The following is a 16877-nucleotide window of genomic DNA, read 5'->3' as shown; positions in this document are numbered from 1 at the left end:
CTACACGCTCGTATACACTTTTAAATCAGCGTAATGTAGCAATGTAGGCTTATAAATTGCGTACGAAGAAAGTGCGCAATCTTGTTAGGAAAGGAATATTATGGCAACTCTTAGCGCAGATATGAAAGAATTTATTGCGAATAATTTGGCTTGGATTGCAACAGTAAGCAAAGATGGCGAGCTTGATTTGGGACCAAAAATGTCTATGTTCGTACTCGACGACAACCACCTTGCCTACCACGAGCGCACTGCAGGTCAGCATTATAAGAACTTGCAAGACGGCAGCCAGCTGGTTGTAGCAGTTGCTAATTTGGCAGAAAAGAAGGGCTATCGCTTCCGCGGAACCGTCACCCTTCACACTGATGACGCGATTTACGAAGAGCAAGTGCGTGTGGCTGAAGAAAAAGGTACGAAGAAGCCAGCTGCAGTTCCAGTTATGGAAATCACTGAGATTCAGGACTTGACTTCTGGAGCTACTGCCGGCAAAACTATTGCAAAAGATTAATACATCGTCATTCAGTCGTGTGGATATTAGTGCGGTAGAGATTTGAGATTTTTCGCACTGAGCGCGGACGCTCGCGCGGGTAACGCGCTCACTACGAAACTCGCGTTGGAAGTCCACTGGACTTCCAACTTAAGCGAGTTTCCGCTCCGAGTTGCCTTCGCGCGCTACGCTTTAAACGCTCAGGCAGGTCGTCGCGCAAAACGCCGAATTAGTACGTCTATAGTAGGCGTCATACAATATCGAGTGGCGTTCGTCCTCAACGGCGAAGATGAACACCACTCAATTCTTTACTTGATTATTTAGTTGTCACTAATTTACTTGCTTTCTTTACGCAATGCTTTCAGTCTAGCGTTCATTTCTTTCGCTTTCTTCTTCTCGAAGTAATAAATTATTGCAGCAATAGGAATCGGTAAAATAACAGTGAACGCAATCCATCCGCAAATCACCGCTGGCTCATCTTTGAACGAAATCCATCCAACAATCACCGATACAATAAACTGAATAGCAATTGGCGGAACTAGCGCAAAAACGAACTTTGCAAAATTTGACATGCGTTCATTCGACCAAAAAATAGCGAACACTCCATATCCTATGCCTATAACAAACGATGCTACAGCATAAGATGCAATTCTATTTCCAACCTCACTATGCGCTAACAGACTTGATATAAAAGACATTACTGTAAAAATAGTGCACCCTATGCCAATGCCTTTAACAATGTTTTTTACCATTGTTTTACCTAATGTTGCAACTTGCTTTTCCATAATAATCGCTTCCTTTTAAGTATTAAAATCTAGTATTAAAAAAAATCAGTATTAAAATTTTTGATAGTTTTATATTTGACTACATTCTAGCTACATTCGTTATTACTATAACTACATCCCTAAGCGCTTTTTGAACCCTGCTAAGCATCTGCGACTAATCCACTCAACGCTTCCGTCGTCCATTTTTACGCTCATACTTCCGCCGAATCCTGGATCGACTCGAACAATGCGATTCAAGTTCACGATTGCGGATTTAGATATGCGCACAAACGACGCGAATTGCGGATTGTCGAAATCCATTAGGCGCTTGTAAGAAACGCACTCACCTTTATCACTGTGAATGATTACGCGCGAATTTTCAACGCAAATCATAATCACATCCGGCTCGTGCATAACAATAATCGAATCGTTAATATAACCGTATATGAATGGATTATTATTGCTTAATTTATCTGAAGTATTAATTTCAGTATTATTTTCAGCACTTCTTACATTTGCATCATTTGAGTCAATGCTTTGTAACTGAGCGATAATGCGCTTAAGCTCATCGTCAATATTGTGAATTGACAACTGAACTGACTGCTCTTCCTCAGGCGGAACAATAGCAATAGTTACTTTCATCAAGCCTCCTTTCCGTGCACTACTGTTAGCGTTTGTTAGCTTTTTGTTTTGTAATTTTGACTATACGGCACTGTAAATAGTCTGTCTTTACAAAATCGCTAAACGGTAGCTTTCGGTAATTAAGCGGTAAAAAGGAGATATTACGCAGATTAAGCCGCTCCCCAAATGCGAATAAGACGCTGGCTTGTAGGGTCAGCTGCAGGACCTTGATCATAAGCATCCAAACGCCAATGAATCGAACCATCCGCGTTAAGACTTGGAATTAAGCGCGCCCAGCGACCATTTCCCATGCCACCAATCGTTTTGTAAGAAGGATCTACTTTATCTAATCCAAGCAGCTTATGAACAGTTTGCGAAAGGCAAGAGCCATGCGAAAACACTAGCAAATCGCGGTCTGCGCCAGTTTTGCGAGTCCAATCTTCTACTGCAGTAGCAGCGCGCTCTCCTACTTCCTGCTTAGCTTCAGCACCATGACGAAGCTCCCCGCCTTTACCTTCGACCCAAGCTTTGAAATCTTCCGGCCACTGTTCGCTAATCTGCTGGCGATTCAAACCTTCCCACTCGCCAAAGAAACGCTCGCGCACACCATTTTCAACTTGCACATGAAGCCCAATCTTATCTGCAAAAGCATGAGCTGTCTGCTGCGCGCGAATAAGCGGAGAAGCAATCGCCACAAAACTCGCGTCCGCTTCTTCCGCTGTAATGCGCACATGCTCAGCGCTGTTCGGATCCTTTGGATCTTCTAAGTCAGAAGCACCAAAAAGCACGCGCAAAGCTTTTCCAGAGCGAGTTACCTGATCCATTCCAGACTCATCCAAAGCAATATCAATCATGCCTTGCAAACGGAACTGTGCATTATACGGAGTTTGACCGTGGCGAATAAGCATAACAGAGCGAGCAATTCCTTCGTGCGCACTATTAATGGAATTATTTACGTTACTCGCAACATTTTCTACGAAATCAACCATGGTTCGTACCGTACTTTCTTCTTATTATTCAGTTTTGCTAGAATCTTCAGTTTCGATAGCATCTCCAGTTTCGCTAGCATGCTCTGGCAGTTGCAAATCGATTGCTGGGCAATCATTCCACAGGCGTTCCAAGCGGTAAAATGCTCGTGCTTCCTCATGCATTACATGAACCACAAAATCGCCAAAATCAAGCAAAATCCACTGTGCTAATTCCAAGCCTTCACGAGATAAAGCCTTGCGCTTGTTGTCTTTCAAGTACAAGTCTTTTTCGATTTCTTCTGCAACAGCCAATACTTGACGCTCGTTTGAAGCAGAAACAACTAACATAGCATCCGTAATACCAAGCAAATCGCTTACATCAAAAGCCTGCTCGTTCGTTGCTTTCAAACGGTCTGCAGCAGCGGCAGCAATACGAATTGCACTAATTGAGCTTTCTAAAGCTGTCATAACGTTACTACTCCTTAATTCTCCAACAAACGCTTTTTAGCGTTCCCAAGCTGGCTTCCAATTTTCGACTACATGCTGAGTATTTTCAGAGTACACCATAGAATCAGCCGGAACATCGTGACGTACCACCGATCCAGCGCCGGTAGTAACATCATCTCCCACAGTAACCGGTGCTACAAACAGGTTTCCTGCACCAACGTGAGCACCAGAACCAATCGTAGTATGATTCTTATGCACTCCGTCATAATTTGCAGTAATCGTACCGCCACCAATATTCGTATGCTCACCCAAATCAGCATCGCCAATATAGCTTAAATGAGGTACTTTAGTGCCATTTCCAATATGAGCTTTCTTCATTTCTACGAAAGCTCCTGCTTTACTTTCCTCACCAAGTACGTTTCCTGCACGCAAATACGTCCAAGGACCAATGTTTGCAGCCCTACAAATATGCGATTCCTGTACACGCGAACGTTCAACCACAGCATCCTCATCAATTTGCGCATCAATAAGAGTCGTGTAAGGGCCAACTACAGCACCACTTGCAACCGTAGTACAACCTTGAAGGAAGCACCCAGGAAGCACAGTAACATCTTGTGCGAGCGTAACACTATCTTCAATCCAAGTAGTATCAGGGTCAAGAATAGTTACACCTTCAAGCATCCATTTTTCGCACACGCGCTTATTATGTGCTTTTGCGAGCGCAGCTAATTGCACACGATTATTTACGCCCTCTACAGTAAGCGGATCTGGAGCAGACATTGCACCAACATGACCAAACTTTCGGGCATGTTCCAAAGCATCAGTCAAATAGAACTCACCTTGGGCATTTTGAGAGTTAAGATCTGCAATTGCGTCACATAATACAGTAGCATCGAATACATATACAGAAGTGTTCACTTCATGAATAGCAAGCTCTCCAGCATTTGCATCCTTATGCTCAACAATACGCAAAACGTCACCGTTTGCTTCGCGCACAATACGACCGTATCCAGTTGCATCGTCTAATACTGCTGTAAGAACTGTTGCCACATTGTTATTATTATTGTGAAAATCAACTAAAGACTGCAAAGTTTGCGTATCAAGTAGCGGCATATCGCTTGCGGCAATCAGCACAGCTCCTTTTAATGCTTCACCAGTTTCGTTTTTAGCAATTTCGTTAAGATCTTTAATAGCACATTGCACTGCTCTGCCGGTTCCAGGAGTTTCGTCCTGATTTACAATATGCACATTTTCGTTATAGCTAATAGCAGCAGCAGCTACGCGTTCAGCTTGAGCATGCACAACTACAGCTAGTTTTTTAGGATTTACGCCATTCATGGCATCCATAACACGATTGAGAAATGTTTTACCAGCAAATGGATGTAGTACTTTCGGAGTTTCTGAACGCATACGCGTCCCATCGCCTGCTGCCAAAATTATTGCCGCAGTTACATCATGCTTTTCCACGCATACGCTCCTTATACTATTTTAATAAATTTCGCTGTATGTAATTCTATTACTTATTAGCAGCGTTCAAAACAAAAAACGCCACTCGATTCAACGAGTAGCGCTTCAAGTAAGCTCCCTCACCTGGATTCGAACCAAGACAAAGGGTTCCAAAGACCCGTGTGCTGCCATTACACCATGAGGGAACGGCGGAAAAACCGCCAAGTCACTATTATGCCATAATATCGAAAAACGTCAAATTGGCGTGCCGAAAAGCAAACCGTACGAAATCAATACTTAAGCAAATAAGAATCCTTGTCCGTGATGCTCAGGATAAGTGTCGAAAAGCTTAGCAACCGAACCATCCTCAAACACTGCTTTAATAGCGCTTGCAAGAAGCGGAGCAATTGAAAGAACAGTCAAACCATCCCAACGCTTCTCTTCTGGAATTGGCACAGTATCAGTCAAAACAACTTCCCTAGCACCACAAGACTTCAAACGCTCGACTGCGGGACCAGAAAGCACGCCGTGAGTTGCAACAACTGTAACAGACTTAGCTCCAGCTTCCTTCAACACATTGCAAGCTCCTGCAATAGTTCCTGCAGTATCGATCAAGTCGTCAACCATAACGCAATCGCGTCCAGCAACGTCACCAACGACGCGATTTGCAACCGTCTTATTAGGGCAAGTGATATCGCGAGTTTTGTGCACAAAAGCCAAAGGACCGCCACCTAAGCGCTGAGCCCACTGTTCTGCTACGCGAATACGACCAGCATCAGGAGACACAACAGTTACGTTTGCAAGATCATCGCGGAAACGATCACGTACGTAATCAACCAAAACTGGCATAGCAATCAAGTGATCAACAGGACCGTCGAAGAATCCTTGAGACTGAGCTGCATGCAAATCGACGCTCATAATGCGATCAGCACCAGCAGTCTTTAGCAAATCAAACATCAAGCGGCAAGAAATAGGTTCGCGACCGCGATGCTTTTTATCTTGTCGAGAATAACCAAGCAACGGGCATACTGCAGTAATTGAACGAGCAGAAGCCCTCTTCAAAGCGTCAATCATAATTAACTGTTCCATAATGGACTTGTTAACAGGATCACTGTGGCTTTGAAGCACGAATACATCTGTACCACGCACAGATTGCGTATAGCGAACATACATTTCACCATTAGCAAAATCGTATGCCGTAGTTTCAAGTACATCAATTCCAAGCTGATCAGCTACATCACGAGCAAGCTTCGGATGTGCGCGACCGGTAACGAGAACAAGGTTTTTATCTGGCTTTCCTTCAAGGACGATGCTCACCATATCTCCAAACATTAGTTCGCTTTAATTCGCGAAATGAACATAATCAATACTAACTTTTTGCACAGACGATAAACGACAAGCCTACAAAATCAATAATTACGCACGATATAAACCATGCTTAACTATGTATTGAACTACTCCATCTGGAACTAAATACCACACCGGCTCACCATGCTCAGCTCGACGACGAACATCAGTAGAAGAAATAGACAACGCTGGAATCTCTAAAATATCAACCGGCAAATGCGTAGAATCACAATGAACCATATCGTCACGATTCGCTGCAATACCAGTATCATTCGTATGCATTTGGCGAGGCATTAACGGAGAATTAGAATCTGCTAACTTTTCTGGCCTCGAATAGCCAGGACGAGTAACAGCCACAAATCGAGCCAAATTCCACATTTCGCGCGCATTTTTCCATTGCATTATTTCAGCAATAGCGTCAGCTCCAGTAATAAAGAAAAGTTCCGCATCAGGATGTTGAGCACGTATATCTCGCAAAGTATCGATAGTATAAGTAACTCCAGGGCGATCAATATCAACCCTAGAAACAGTGAACTTTGGATTTGAGGCTGTGGCAATAACAGTCATTAAATAACGATCTTCTGCATTCGTAACTTTTTTATCAAGCTTAAAAACAGGCCTACCGGTAGGAACGAAAATAACTTCGTCAAGATCATAAACCCAAGCAACTTCCGAAGCCGCAACCAAGTGACCATTGTGTATTGGATCGAATGTGCCGCCCATAATTCCAATGCGCTGACGTTCATGCACATTGCCACGAGCAGAAGTACGTTTATGAACTGAATTCACAACCGCAGGAGGAGCCGCTTCTTTACCAGTAAACGCGCCATGAAATAGGTCAGACATGCGACGTTCTGCATCTTCGTGAATTTCAGGACTCATTCGCTTCAGATTCCTTGTCTTCCACTTGAGTTTCATTCACTAATCCAGATGCAACATTTGCGCTATCCGGATTAATATTGCCCATTTCTTCATCCCACTCATCTTTTACAACACGCTGGATTTCGGCAAAAGTTGGAAGAGGGAAATCTGGTTGATATGCACCACGAATTTTCGCTACAGATTCCGAAATTTTAGCAAGCATGGATGTCATGCCATCAATATCATGATCACGTTCTAATTCGCTAAACTTAATAATATTCTTTTCCATATTGCGAACATTTTTAAGAACATTATTAAACGAAGTTTCATCAGGAATAGTCACATCATTCGAATCAGAATCTGGCCAGCCCATCAACACTGCGTCAGCATACTCAAGCGATGAACGTTGCGATGCAGAAGCAATACCATCTTCAATTTGCACCAAAAAAACATATCGCACAATGGACAAACGTTCAGCAGCAACATCAAGCGCCTCAGCTGTACTCAAATTCACGTCATTATTAGGCATACTCTTACCTTACCGCCACGTAACTATTAAAACCAGTACTACTCGCGTATCTGCCCATCTCCGTAGCCGATCCATTTGGTTGTTGTCATTTCAAACAAACCCATAGGGCCTCTTGCATGCAATTTTTGCGTAGAAATACCAAGTTCTGCACCAAAACCAAACTCGCCGCCATCCGTAAAGCGCGTTGAAGCATTTACCATAACTACAGCGGAATCAACACTTGCAATAAAACTTTGAATAGTTGAATAATCTTCAGCAATAATGGTTTCAGTATGACCAGTAGAATATTTCGCAATATGAGAAGCTGCATCAGTATAATCATTTACAACTTTCACACCCATATTCAGCGACAAATATTCTCGCTTCCAATCTTCCTCAGTGGCACACTCAAGCTGCAATCCTTGAATATTAGCGGATTGTAAAATATCGTAAGATTTATCATCTGCATGCAAAATTACATTATGCTCAGCTAAAGCAGCAGCGATTTTTGGCAAAAATTCTTGCGCAACAGCTTTATGCACTAATAATTTTTCAGCAGCGTTGCACACGCCCACTCGTTGCGTTTTTGCATTAATAATAATCGGTACAGCTTTTTTAATATCAGCGCTTTTATCTACATAAATATGTACGTTTCCAGCTCCAGTCTCAATAACAGGAACCGTAGATTCTTGAACAACTGCTGCAATAAGATTTGCGCTACCTCTAGGCACAAGCACATCAATATGACCGTGAGCATGCATCATTGACGTAGCTCCGTCTCTTCCTAAATCATCAACAGACTGAATCAAATCAGCACTAAAGTTAGAATTTTTAAGAACCGATTGTATAACTTCAATACTCGCCTGATTCGTATGGAGAGCCGCGCTTCCACCACGCAAAATCGCAGCATTTCCAGATTTAATACACAAAGCAGCTACATCAATAGTTACGTTTGGACGAGCTTCGTAAATCATTCCCATAACGCCCATTGGAACTCGAATTTGCGAAAGTTTAATGCCATTAGGAAGAGTGTATCCGCGAACAACCTCTCCTACAGGATCTTGCAATTGTGCAATTTTTCGCACGCTTTTTGCAGAAGCTTGGATTCGCTCTTCGTCAAATTTAAGCCTGTCGAGCTTTCCAGCATCCATTCCTTTAGCTTCAGCTTCTTTAAGATCTTTTTTGTTAGCCTCAGCAATATTTGAAGCTGCATACTCTAAGGCATCTGCCATTTTTTCGAGAAGCGCATTTTTTGCGCGAGTGTCTGCATGAGCAAAATTACGCCACGCTTTGCGCGCACAATCCGCACGAGCATTCACTAAATCATCAACAGACAACGTTTCCCCCTATAGATTATTTGCCTAATCGCCAATTAATTAATAGTAAAACAAAAGCATTTATACATATGAGATTAGCACACGCCCATTCGCCCAGCACTTCAGGTACCATAATTTGATATAAGTTGTGTAAATAATTTACATAAATAATCTATGTAAGTAAAAAATATTCTCTATAAACAGACGGTTACGGAGTTATTATGGCATCAGATACAACTATTTTCCATAGCACTCGTTCGCTTAAGCCAACATGCACTTCAAAAGAAGCAATACGTAAAGGAATTGCTGAAGATGGCGGATTATTTGTAGCCGATAGCCTTGGTAGCGAGCGTTACGATATTTCTAAATTGCAAGGCAAATCGTATCAAGAAATTGCGCAAGATATTTTACAACTGTTACTGCCAGATTATACTTCAGAAGAGCTTTCTTCTTGCATTAAACTGGCATACGGCAATCAATGGGCTAATAACGCTATTACTCCACTCCAGCAGCTTGGAAACACTCGCGATTTTGTGATGGAACTTTTCCATGGTCCTACATGCGCGTTTAAAGACGTTGCTTTGCAAATGTTGCCACAATTAATGTCTCGCACTAAAACTCAACACAAAAACGAATCTGATATTGAAAAAAGCGTTATGATTCTAACTGCAACTTCTGGAGATACAGGTAAAGCTGCTTTGGCTGGTTTTGCTGATGTTCCAGGCACTTCTATGGTTACTTTTTATCCAGAAGGAAAAGTTAGCCGCGTTCAAGAATTGCAAATGACTACGCAGGTGGGCGAAAATGTGAAAGTTTGCGCAGTTCGAGGCAATTTTGACGATGCTCAAACTGGCGTAAAACAGATTTTCACCAATAGTGAGCTTAATAAAAATATTGAAGAATCTGCGAATACTGAATTGTCTTCTGCTAATTCAATAAATGTTGGACGACTCGTGCCGCAAGTCGTGTACTATTTTGCGGCTTATAAGCAACTTGTTGAGCGTAAAGCAATAGCTCTTGGAGACGAAGTTGAGTTTTGCGTACCAACCGGCAATTTTGGCGATATTCTTGCTGGATATTACGCAAAAATGCTTGGTCTTCCTGTAAAACATCTTATTGTTGCAAGCAATAGCAATAATGTTTTGTTTGATTTTTTGGTAAGCGGCACTTATAACCGTCAGCGCTCATTCCATCACACTGTTGCTCCTTCTATGGATATTTTGGTTTCTTCTAATTTGGAACGAATGCTTTATTACATGTGCGATAAAGACACGCGTTTAATACAAATGCTTATGAACGATTTACAGCAGTGGGGCGCTTTTGAGATTCCAGAAAATGTGCTTGCAAAGATTCGCTCACTGTTTGGCTGCGGTTGGGCAAATGAAGATCAAATTCGCGAAGCTATTTATGACTGCTGGAACAAGTACAAGTATGTGATCGACCCACATACTGCTTGCGGATTCTTCGTTATGCAAAATATTCCACATGACGAAAGCACACCTAGAGTATTGCTAAGCACTGCAAGCCCATACAAATTCCCTCGCGTTGTTGCTGAAGCTTTGAATATTGAGCATGTGCAAGATATGAATGATTTCAAATGCATGGACGCTCTTAGTAAAGCTACAGGAACTAAAGCTCCAAGCATGCTTAGAAATCTTGAAAATAAAACTCCACGCTTTAATGATGTTATTAATGTTGAAGATATGCCTGAGTATGTTTTAGCTCAAGCGCATAATTTCGCAAAATAATCATAAAGTTTTAAGCGAAAGAGGCTGGTTTACTTGTATAATCCAGCCTCTTTTACTATTCATTCGTTATTACTTTCGAATAAAGCTGCATACACTTCGTTAATAACGTTTAAATCATGACCTTTTCTTGCAGCTGCTGCGAAAAATCTTCGTCTTCGAACTAAAGGCTCAAGATTTCTCGTGCGCGAAGCCGTTTTGCGACCGAGTTCCCACGCTGCTTCAGTGAATACTCCAGAGTTTTGAGCAGAAGCTACATTTTGTGAAATAGCAGCAGGATCAACATTTTTACGCTGCAATTCCATTCGAGTAGCTCTAGCACCAAGAAGCCTCACTGCGCAAGAGCGAATCACCATTTGAGCGTATTGATTGTCATCAAGAAGATGCAATTCAAGCAAGCGATGAATAACCGCGTCAACAGCAACTTCCGTGTAACCTTTTTCTTTAAGCTTTTTGCGCATGTTCATCACAGAGCGAGGAGCATAATCTAAAAGCCTTAAAGCAGCTTCCCTGCAATCATCTTCACTACTATTGCAAAGTTCGTCGCTTAAATCACTTACTTTAGCGTTTTTTACATACGGCATGTTTTTTGTATTATTTTTTGCGCTTAAAAGTACTGACTTATGCGATATTTTTTTGCGAGTATGTGTCACTACACTATTACTTTCGTCATTTTCTTCAGCACGCTCTACTGGATGATCGCGAAGAAAATTCTCTACACTAATAGGCATATTGCATTCGCTTTACACTGTAATCTTATTATTACTTCGATTCGGATGACTTTTGTGCAGAATTTTTAGCTACAGAATCATCATCGAATTGATCTAGTTCAGAATCTTCAGCGAATTGATCTTCAGGATGCATTAAACCTAACGAAGCTTTGACTTTTTCGCTAATTTCTTCAGTAATAGCTGGATTATCTTTCAAGAATTTACGGACGTTTTCACGACCTTGTCCAAGCTGCTCACCTTCATAAGTAAACCAAGAACCAGATTTCTTAATAACTTCAGCTTGCAGTCCCATATCGATAACAGAACCTTCAGTCGAGATACCTTCTCCGTAAAGAACATCAAACTCAGCAGTTTTGAAAGGCGGAGCCATTTTATTCTTGACAATCTTAACTTTAGTTCGGTTGCCAACAGCTTCTTCGCCCTCTTTAATAGTAGAAACTCTGCGAATATCCATACGCACAGACGCATAGAACTTCAAAGCTTTACCACCAGTGGTAGTTTCAGGATTACCAAAGAATACGCCAATTTTTTCACGAAGCTGATTAATAAAAATAGCAGTAGTGCCAGCTTGTGACAGAGCACCAGTCATCTTACGCAACGCCTGACTCATTAAGCGAGCTTGTAAGCCCACATGACTATCTCCCATATCGCCATCGATTTCAGCTTTAGGAACTAATGCCGCTACAGAATCAACAACAATAACATCTAACGCACCAGAACGAATAAGCATATCAGCAATTTCCAATGCCTGCTCACCATTATCTGGCTGAGAAACAATAAGAGCATCCGTGTCTACTCCAAGCTTTCGCGCATAGACAGGATCCAACGCATGCTCAGCATCAATAAATGCCGCTACCCCACCATTTTTTTGAGCATTTGCAACAATATGCAAAGCAAGAGTTGTTTTACCAGAAGACTCAGGACCGTAGACTTCAACTATTCGCCCTCTAGGAACACCGCCAATCCCCAAAGCAGTGTCCAACGCTAATGAACCAGTAGGAATAACTTCTACATCTTGCATAGGTCTATCACCTAAGCGCATTGCAGAACCTTTTCCATATTGTCGTTCAACATTGGCTAAAGCAGTTTCTAACGCTGCTTGGCGACGTGGATCTGTTTTATCCGCATCAATAAGGCGATTAATACTGCCTTTACTTTTTGTTTGCGCCATGTATGCTACTCCTTTCGCATGCCGTTATGTATCGAACGACCTTAGTTCCATACTAGATTCAAGTACAAGCATTTTTGTGCAATGTGGATAAAACATTTAATCCAAGCACTTAAACACTTAACTCAGCTTAAATCATCTCGACAAACATAAGTATACTACATATGCGAACATTTGTTCGATAGCGCGTGTCTTGATTACACCCCAACTACTTACAATCTTCGACATAAGCAATCAAGTCATTAGCTATTCTCAATAACTGAAATACAGTAGATTCGCGAACTTCTTGACGACTGCCAGATAATCTCAATTCAAAAACAAAAGCAGCACTTGATGGCGCAATTTTAGTTACGCTTTGACTTTCGATTTGAGCAAAATCATAATCATAGACGTTACTCACACAGCCATTTTCAAGTTCTTTACGAGCTACATCTTTAACAGAATCCATAACATCACTAACTTGAGGCAAAAATATTCCAACATAAACTAAACCTGCTGGTTTATTACCATCAGGACCAGGACCTGCAACACCAGTTGTAGACAAGCCAATAATAGGAAAATTTGCACAACACTCACAATCTTCCTCATACATCCATCCACTGCCACGATATATTTGAGCAGCTCCAATCGCCATTTGAAAAGCAACATCCTGGTAAACCGCGCCTTCAGATTGTAAAAGATTAGAATTTACGCCAAGAATTTTGGATTTAGCATGAATATCATAAGTGACAGCAGATCCACAAAAAACTCGTGACGCACCAGGAACAGAAACAAAAGCATCAGCCAAAAGCCCGCCAGTTAACGACTCTGCTGAAGCAATATGCATTCCTTTAATAAAACTTTTTTCCAATAGATCCGCAGCTAAAGAAACTGTATTAAAACCTGAAGAATTATTCATAATACGCTCGATATGATTGTAGCTTACGATTTTCCAAAACATAAACCCTTTAGGGATAATCTATGAAAAACCGTAAGCTACAAACAAGAAGTTTAACTCGTTATATTTTATTTACTTCACAGGAGACAAAGGCACTGCATTTTTTGCATCATCAACTTGAGATTCGCTATTTGAAGAACCCTCAAAGAAAGCACTATAGACATACAAAACTGCAGAATAGAAAGCAAAGCCCAAAGAAATACCAAGCAAGCCAAAAGCAACTGCATAGTAAGAAACCATCCAAGAAGGCAATGGATTAGCATGAAGAGTTGCAACAAGAGGTGCAATAATCATTGCAATACCAATCGACTGCGTAAGAGTCTTATATTTTCCTGCAGAGGATGCAGCAATTACCCTTCCACGAACATTAACAACATAAATTCGCACAAGAGTAATGGCAATTTCGCGAATCATGAACAAGATGGTTATCCACCAATAAATTTCGCCGAAAACAGAAGCAATAATAAGCGCAGCTAAAATAAGAATTTTATCCGCAATTGGATCAAGCAACTTACCTAATTCTGTAACCTTATGATATTTACGAGCCATCCACCCGTCAAGCTTATCCGTAGAAGCAGCTACAACAAACAGCACAAACGCAGCCCAACGCAACGAAACTGAATCAAAACCCCATATACCTGCTTTCAAATATAAAACAATAAAAACAAGCGAAAGCAAAATACGGATATAAGTCACAATATTCGGAGCATAATTCCAGCCAACAAAAAATGATGACTTAGCTTTTTTCTTCATACACATAACCTTCATTCTACTGCAAAGTAAAAACTTCTAGCACATCACACAACTTGGTACTGCACATAACAATACAATATCTTATAACGAATCTGACTCACCACGAATAAAAGCCAAAACTTTTGGCAAATCTTCCGGCTGAACCAAAACTTCGCGAGCTTTAGAACCTTCAGAAGGTCCCACTACTCCTCGAGATTCAAGCAAATCCATCAATCGACCTGCCTTTGCAAAGCCAACGCGCAACTTGCGCTGAAGCATTGAAGTAGAGCCAAATTGCGAGCTAACAACAAGCTCTGCAGCCTGAAGCAACTCATCCATATCGTCGCCAATATCGCTAGTTTTAAGCTTGCTTTGAGCTTGAGCATCAGCTTTTTGAGCCATTTGCTCAATATCTTCACGATACTTTGGCTTGCGCTGCGTGCGAACATACTCAACAGCCTTACGAATTTCAGATTCACTCACCCACGAACCCTGCACACGCTGAGGCTTAGCAGCACCCATTGGAAGGAACAAAGCGTCACCTTGACCAATCAAAGTTTCCGCACCAACAGTATCGAGAATAACCCTGGAATCCGTTGCAGATGAAGTAGCAAAAGCCAAGCGAGAAGGAATATTTGCTTTAATCAGGCCTGTTACAACATCAACAGACGGACGCTGAGTAGCGAGAACTAAATGCACACCTGCAGCTCGAGCAAGCTGAGTAATACGCTGAATAGAACTTTCCACATCGTTCTTAGCAACCATCATCAAATCAGCCATCTCATCTACAACCACAAGTAAATACGGGTATGGAGCAACTTTTCGCTCAGATCCAGCCGGAGCATGAACCTTTCCTTCACGAACAGCCTTGTTGAAATCTTTAACATGACGGAAACCAAAGAATTGCAAGTCATCGTAACGAGCATCCATCTCTTTAACAACCCATTCAAGAGCCTGCGCAGCCTTCTTAGGATCTGTAATAATCGGAGTAAGCAAATGCGGAATGCCAGCATAAGCAGAAAGCTCCACGCGCTTAGGATCGACCATAATCATGCGAACTTGTTCAGGAGTTGCTCTCATAATAATCGAAGTAAGCATTGAATTAATGAAACTCGACTTACCAGAACCAGTAGCACCAGCAACAAGCAAATGCGGCATTTTATCGAGAGCTGCCGTTACGAAATGACCTTCAACATCTTTTCCAACGCCTGTAAGCATAGGATTAGGGTCATTCATAGCTTTTTGCGAGCGCAGAACATCTCCCAAATGCACAATTTCGCGGTCGACGTTTGGAATTTCAATACCAATAGCAGACTTTCCTGGGATTGGCGACAAAATACGCACATCCGTACTAGCTACAGCGTATGCAATATTTTTTTGCAAATTCGTAACTTTTTCAACTTTTACACCAGGACCAAGCTCAACCTCGTACTGCGTAACAGATGGGCCTCTAAGGAATCCAATAACGTGAGCGTCAACGTCAAACTGTTCGAAAGTAGAAGTTAACGCGCGAATAACGTTATCGTTTGCTGGAGTTCTCGCAGCATGAGGCTTGCCATGAGCTAAAAGATTCAAATCAGGGAGCTTGTAAGGTTCAGAGGAAGAATCAAAAGAAGGCTCATTATTATTGCCAGCACCACTTTCACTGCCGGCAGCATTTTCATCATCTGAATCTTCTTGATCCCTGCGATATTGATCCATACGTTCAGCTGGAATACTTGACCACGGATCGCTTGCAGATAAAGAGGAATCACTCATAGGAGCTTTTGGCAATATTTCTTCAGGAACAGGCTTTGATGAAGATGAAACACTTCTAGGTGTAAGTCGACTCGAATTATTATCAGCATTTTCAAATTGAGAATTATTTGCAGCATTATTGTCTGAAGAGCTGCTCACAGTTCTTGCTTTACGAGGTTCAACTCTTTCAGGATTATCTGCACTATTACCGTGAGAAGCAGCATGCGAAAATGCGTCATCTCCAGCATATTCGTCAAGCAATTCCCCATTATTATTGCTGTTTTTACGCTTAAAGAATGATTTAAACAGTTTCAATACAGAAGACATTTGAGAAGATCCGCTATTATTTTTAGACGATTCTTCATTGTGAGTTGGCACGCCATCTGCAAATTCCAAAGAATTGGTTTTGCTTTCAGAATTATCTTCTTCAGAGTTTCCTAAATCTTCAGAAGACTTTTTACTGTTATATTTAGCAAAAATAGTAACAACACTTTGAGCTATATCAGTTACATGAAGGTGAGCAATCATTAATATCGAAAAAATAGCAGCTACTACAAAAATAATAATTGCAAAAATACGAGAAAGACCCCACGATAGCGGAGATCCGAGCACAAATCCTAATAACCCACCTGACTTCTGTACAGTGTCTAAATTAAACGCTTTTCCGCGAGGTGCAGAAGAAATATCAAGAATTGAGCAAACAGACAACAATAGAATAATAAATCCGCTAATAACACGAGGATTACCAGAGCCAGCTCCACTGTTACGCATCAACCTAAAAGCAACAACGCTTAACCACACAGGCAGAACAACGCTCATAATTCCAAGCAAACTAGAAGACACAAAATGGAGACCTACTCCAATAAATCCACTAACTCTAAACCATTCTGATGCGCAGAACAAAATCGCAAGAACAAGCATAACGAAGCACAAACCATCCCTGCGATATGCCTCATCGTATTCTCCAACACCAAAAAACGAGCGCACTAACTTTCCTAAAGTTCTAGGCACAAACAGGAAAATTGTCTCCCACAATGGTTCACTAGGTGAAGCCTTACCAGCCAT

Annotated in this window: 16 protein-coding genes and 1 tRNA gene; 2 read left to right on the top strand and 15 right to left on the bottom strand. The window is 41.6% G+C overall.

Going from position 1 to position 16877, the window contains the following annotated elements; all coding sequences use genetic code 11:
* Nucleotides 1-100 precede the first annotated feature (100 nt).
* The gene (locus HXT40_RS02325) at nucleotides 101-505 is read left to right on the top strand and encodes a pyridoxamine 5'-phosphate oxidase family protein (protein WP_004106472.1); all 405 of its coding nucleotides are present in this window, start codon (nucleotides 101-103) and stop codon (nucleotides 503-505) included.
* A gap of 314 nt (nucleotides 506-819) precedes the next feature.
* On the opposite strand, the gene HXT40_RS02320 is transcribed toward HXT40_RS02325, so the two are convergent.
* The 10 genes from HXT40_RS02320 to HXT40_RS02275 form a co-directional block, all read right to left on the bottom strand.
* A complete protein-coding gene (locus tag HXT40_RS02320) occupies nucleotides 820-1269 on the bottom strand; it encodes a DUF3021 family protein (RefSeq protein WP_004106474.1) in 450 nt (149 codons plus the stop codon).
* Nucleotides 1270-1380: 111 nt separating this feature from the next.
* Complete coding sequence (locus tag HXT40_RS02315) at nucleotides 1381-1890, bottom strand: LytTR family DNA-binding domain-containing protein (protein ID WP_004108298.1); 510 nt, start codon at nucleotides 1888-1890, stop codon at nucleotides 1381-1383.
* A 149-nt stretch (nucleotides 1891-2039) separates the two neighbouring features.
* Nucleotides 2040-2858, bottom strand: coding sequence for a histidine phosphatase family protein (locus tag HXT40_RS02310; RefSeq protein WP_064621533.1), 819 nt, complete (start codon nucleotides 2856-2858; stop codon nucleotides 2040-2042).
* A 24-nt stretch (nucleotides 2859-2882) separates the two neighbouring features.
* Nucleotides 2883-3305 (bottom strand): ribosome silencing factor, encoded by a 423-nt coding sequence (gene rsfS / locus HXT40_RS02305; RefSeq protein ID WP_102703175.1) that lies wholly within the window; start codon nucleotides 3303-3305, stop codon nucleotides 2883-2885.
* Between the two features lie 36 nt (nucleotides 3306-3341).
* On the bottom strand, nucleotides 3342-4751 hold the full coding sequence (gene glmU / locus HXT40_RS02300; protein WP_012914347.1) for a bifunctional UDP-N-acetylglucosamine diphosphorylase/glucosamine-1-phosphate N-acetyltransferase GlmU: 1410 nt from the start codon (nucleotides 4749-4751) through the stop codon (nucleotides 3342-3344).
* A 114-nt stretch (nucleotides 4752-4865) separates the two neighbouring features.
* Nucleotides 4866-4936: transfer RNA gene (locus HXT40_RS02295), tRNA-Gln, on the bottom strand.
* 91 nt (nucleotides 4937-5027) lie between these two features.
* Nucleotides 5028-6050 carry a ribose-phosphate diphosphokinase gene (locus HXT40_RS02290; protein WP_032837849.1) on the bottom strand — a complete coding sequence of 341 codons (1023 nt, stop codon included), beginning with the start codon at nucleotides 6048-6050 and terminating at the stop codon, nucleotides 5028-5030.
* Between the two features lie 96 nt (nucleotides 6051-6146).
* On the bottom strand, nucleotides 6147-6959 hold the full coding sequence (gene nadD / locus HXT40_RS02285; RefSeq protein WP_012914348.1) for a nicotinate-nucleotide adenylyltransferase: 813 nt from the start codon (nucleotides 6957-6959) through the stop codon (nucleotides 6147-6149).
* Nucleotides 6949-7467, bottom strand: a complete 519-nt coding sequence (locus tag HXT40_RS02280; protein WP_004108325.1) for a hypothetical protein — start codon at nucleotides 7465-7467, stop codon at nucleotides 6949-6951. Before HXT40_RS02280 ends, nadD begins: the two co-directional genes overlap by 11 nt.
* Nucleotides 7468-7505: 38 nt before the next feature.
* A complete protein-coding gene (locus tag HXT40_RS02275) occupies nucleotides 7506-8783 on the bottom strand; it encodes a glutamate-5-semialdehyde dehydrogenase (protein ID WP_064621530.1) in 1278 nt (425 codons plus the stop codon).
* Nucleotides 8784-8983: 200 nt separating this feature from the next.
* On the opposite strand from HXT40_RS02275, the gene thrC reads away from it, so the two are divergent.
* A complete protein-coding gene (gene thrC, locus HXT40_RS02270; RefSeq protein WP_421777308.1) occupies nucleotides 8984-10510 on the top strand; it encodes a threonine synthase in 1527 nt (508 codons plus the stop codon).
* A 59-nt stretch (nucleotides 10511-10569) separates the two neighbouring features.
* Here thrC and HXT40_RS02265 read toward each other — a convergent pair whose 3' ends face one another.
* From HXT40_RS02265 to HXT40_RS02245, 5 genes are all read right to left on the bottom strand, one after another.
* The gene (locus tag HXT40_RS02265; protein ID WP_421777307.1) at nucleotides 10570-11238 is read right to left on the bottom strand and encodes a regulatory protein RecX; all 669 of its coding nucleotides are present in this window, start codon (nucleotides 11236-11238) and stop codon (nucleotides 10570-10572) included.
* A 31-nt stretch (nucleotides 11239-11269) separates the two neighbouring features.
* Nucleotides 11270-12409 (bottom strand): recombinase RecA, encoded by a 1140-nt coding sequence (gene recA / locus HXT40_RS02260; RefSeq protein WP_064621600.1) that lies wholly within the window; start codon nucleotides 12407-12409, stop codon nucleotides 11270-11272.
* Between the two features lie 205 nt (nucleotides 12410-12614).
* Nucleotides 12615-13304 carry a CinA family protein gene (locus HXT40_RS02255; protein WP_248893584.1) on the bottom strand — a complete coding sequence of 230 codons (690 nt, stop codon included), beginning with the start codon at nucleotides 13302-13304 and terminating at the stop codon, nucleotides 12615-12617.
* A gap of 111 nt (nucleotides 13305-13415) precedes the next feature.
* Nucleotides 13416-14096, bottom strand: a complete 681-nt coding sequence (gene pgsA / locus HXT40_RS02250) for a CDP-diacylglycerol--glycerol-3-phosphate 3-phosphatidyltransferase (protein WP_076002943.1) — start codon at nucleotides 14094-14096, stop codon at nucleotides 13416-13418.
* A gap of 81 nt (nucleotides 14097-14177) precedes the next feature.
* Nucleotides 14178-16877 carry a DNA translocase FtsK 4TM domain-containing protein gene (locus HXT40_RS02245; RefSeq protein WP_421777306.1) on the bottom strand — a complete coding sequence of 900 codons (2700 nt, stop codon included), beginning with the start codon at nucleotides 16875-16877 and terminating at the stop codon, nucleotides 14178-14180.

Origin of the sequence: Gardnerella sp. DNF01180P, assembly GCF_049244205.1 — a bacterium.
Classification (GTDB): Bacteria; Actinomycetota; Actinomycetes; order Actinomycetales; family Bifidobacteriaceae; genus Bifidobacterium; species Bifidobacterium swidsinskii.
The sequence above is the reverse complement of the archived record's forward strand: the minus strand, read 5'-3'. Positions and strand labels throughout refer to the sequence as shown.

Bases quoted from the DNA above. Each gene is read 5' to 3' on its own strand.
- HXT40_RS02325 (WP_004106472.1), top strand. From the start codon at position 101: ATGGCAACTCTTAGCGCAGATATGAAAGAATTTATTGCGAATAATTTG.
- HXT40_RS02320 (WP_004106474.1), bottom strand. From the start codon at position 1,269: ATGGAAAAGCAAGTTGCAACATTAGGTAAAACAATGGTAAAAAACATT.
- HXT40_RS02315 (WP_004108298.1), bottom strand. From the start codon at position 1,890: ATGAAAGTAACTATTGCTATTGTTCCGCCTGAGGAAGAGCAGTCAGTT.
- HXT40_RS02310 (WP_064621533.1), bottom strand. From the start codon at position 2,858: ATGGTTGATTTCGTAGAAAATGTTGCGAGTAACGTAAATAATTCCATT.
- rsfS (WP_102703175.1), bottom strand. From the start codon at position 3,305: ATGACAGCTTTAGAAAGCTCAATTAGTGCAATTCGTATTGCTGCCGCT.
- HXT40_RS02290 (WP_032837849.1), bottom strand. From the start codon at position 6,050: ATGGTGAGCATCGTCCTTGAAGGAAAGCCAGATAAAAACCTTGTTCTC.
- nadD (WP_012914348.1), bottom strand. From the start codon at position 6,959: ATGAGTCCTGAAATTCACGAAGATGCAGAACGTCGCATGTCTGACCTA.
- HXT40_RS02280 (WP_004108325.1), bottom strand. From the start codon at position 7,467: ATGCCTAATAATGACGTGAATTTGAGTACAGCTGAGGCGCTTGATGTT.
- thrC (WP_421777308.1), top strand. From the start codon at position 8,984: ATGGCATCAGATACAACTATTTTCCATAGCACTCGTTCGCTTAAGCCA.
- HXT40_RS02265 (WP_421777307.1), bottom strand. From the start codon at position 11,238: ATGCCTATTAGTGTAGAGAATTTTCTTCGCGATCATCCAGTAGAGCGT.
- recA (WP_064621600.1), bottom strand. From the start codon at position 12,409: ATGGCGCAAACAAAAAGTAAAGGCAGTATTAATCGCCTTATTGATGCG.
- HXT40_RS02255 (WP_248893584.1), bottom strand. From the start codon at position 13,304: ATGAATAATTCTTCAGGTTTTAATACAGTTTCTTTAGCTGCGGATCTA.
- pgsA (WP_076002943.1), bottom strand. From the start codon at position 14,096: ATGAAGAAAAAAGCTAAGTCATCATTTTTTGTTGGCTGGAATTATGCT.
- HXT40_RS02245 (WP_421777306.1), bottom strand. From the start codon at position 16,877: ATGGCTGGTAAGGCTTCACCTAGTGAACCATTGTGGGAGACAATTTTC.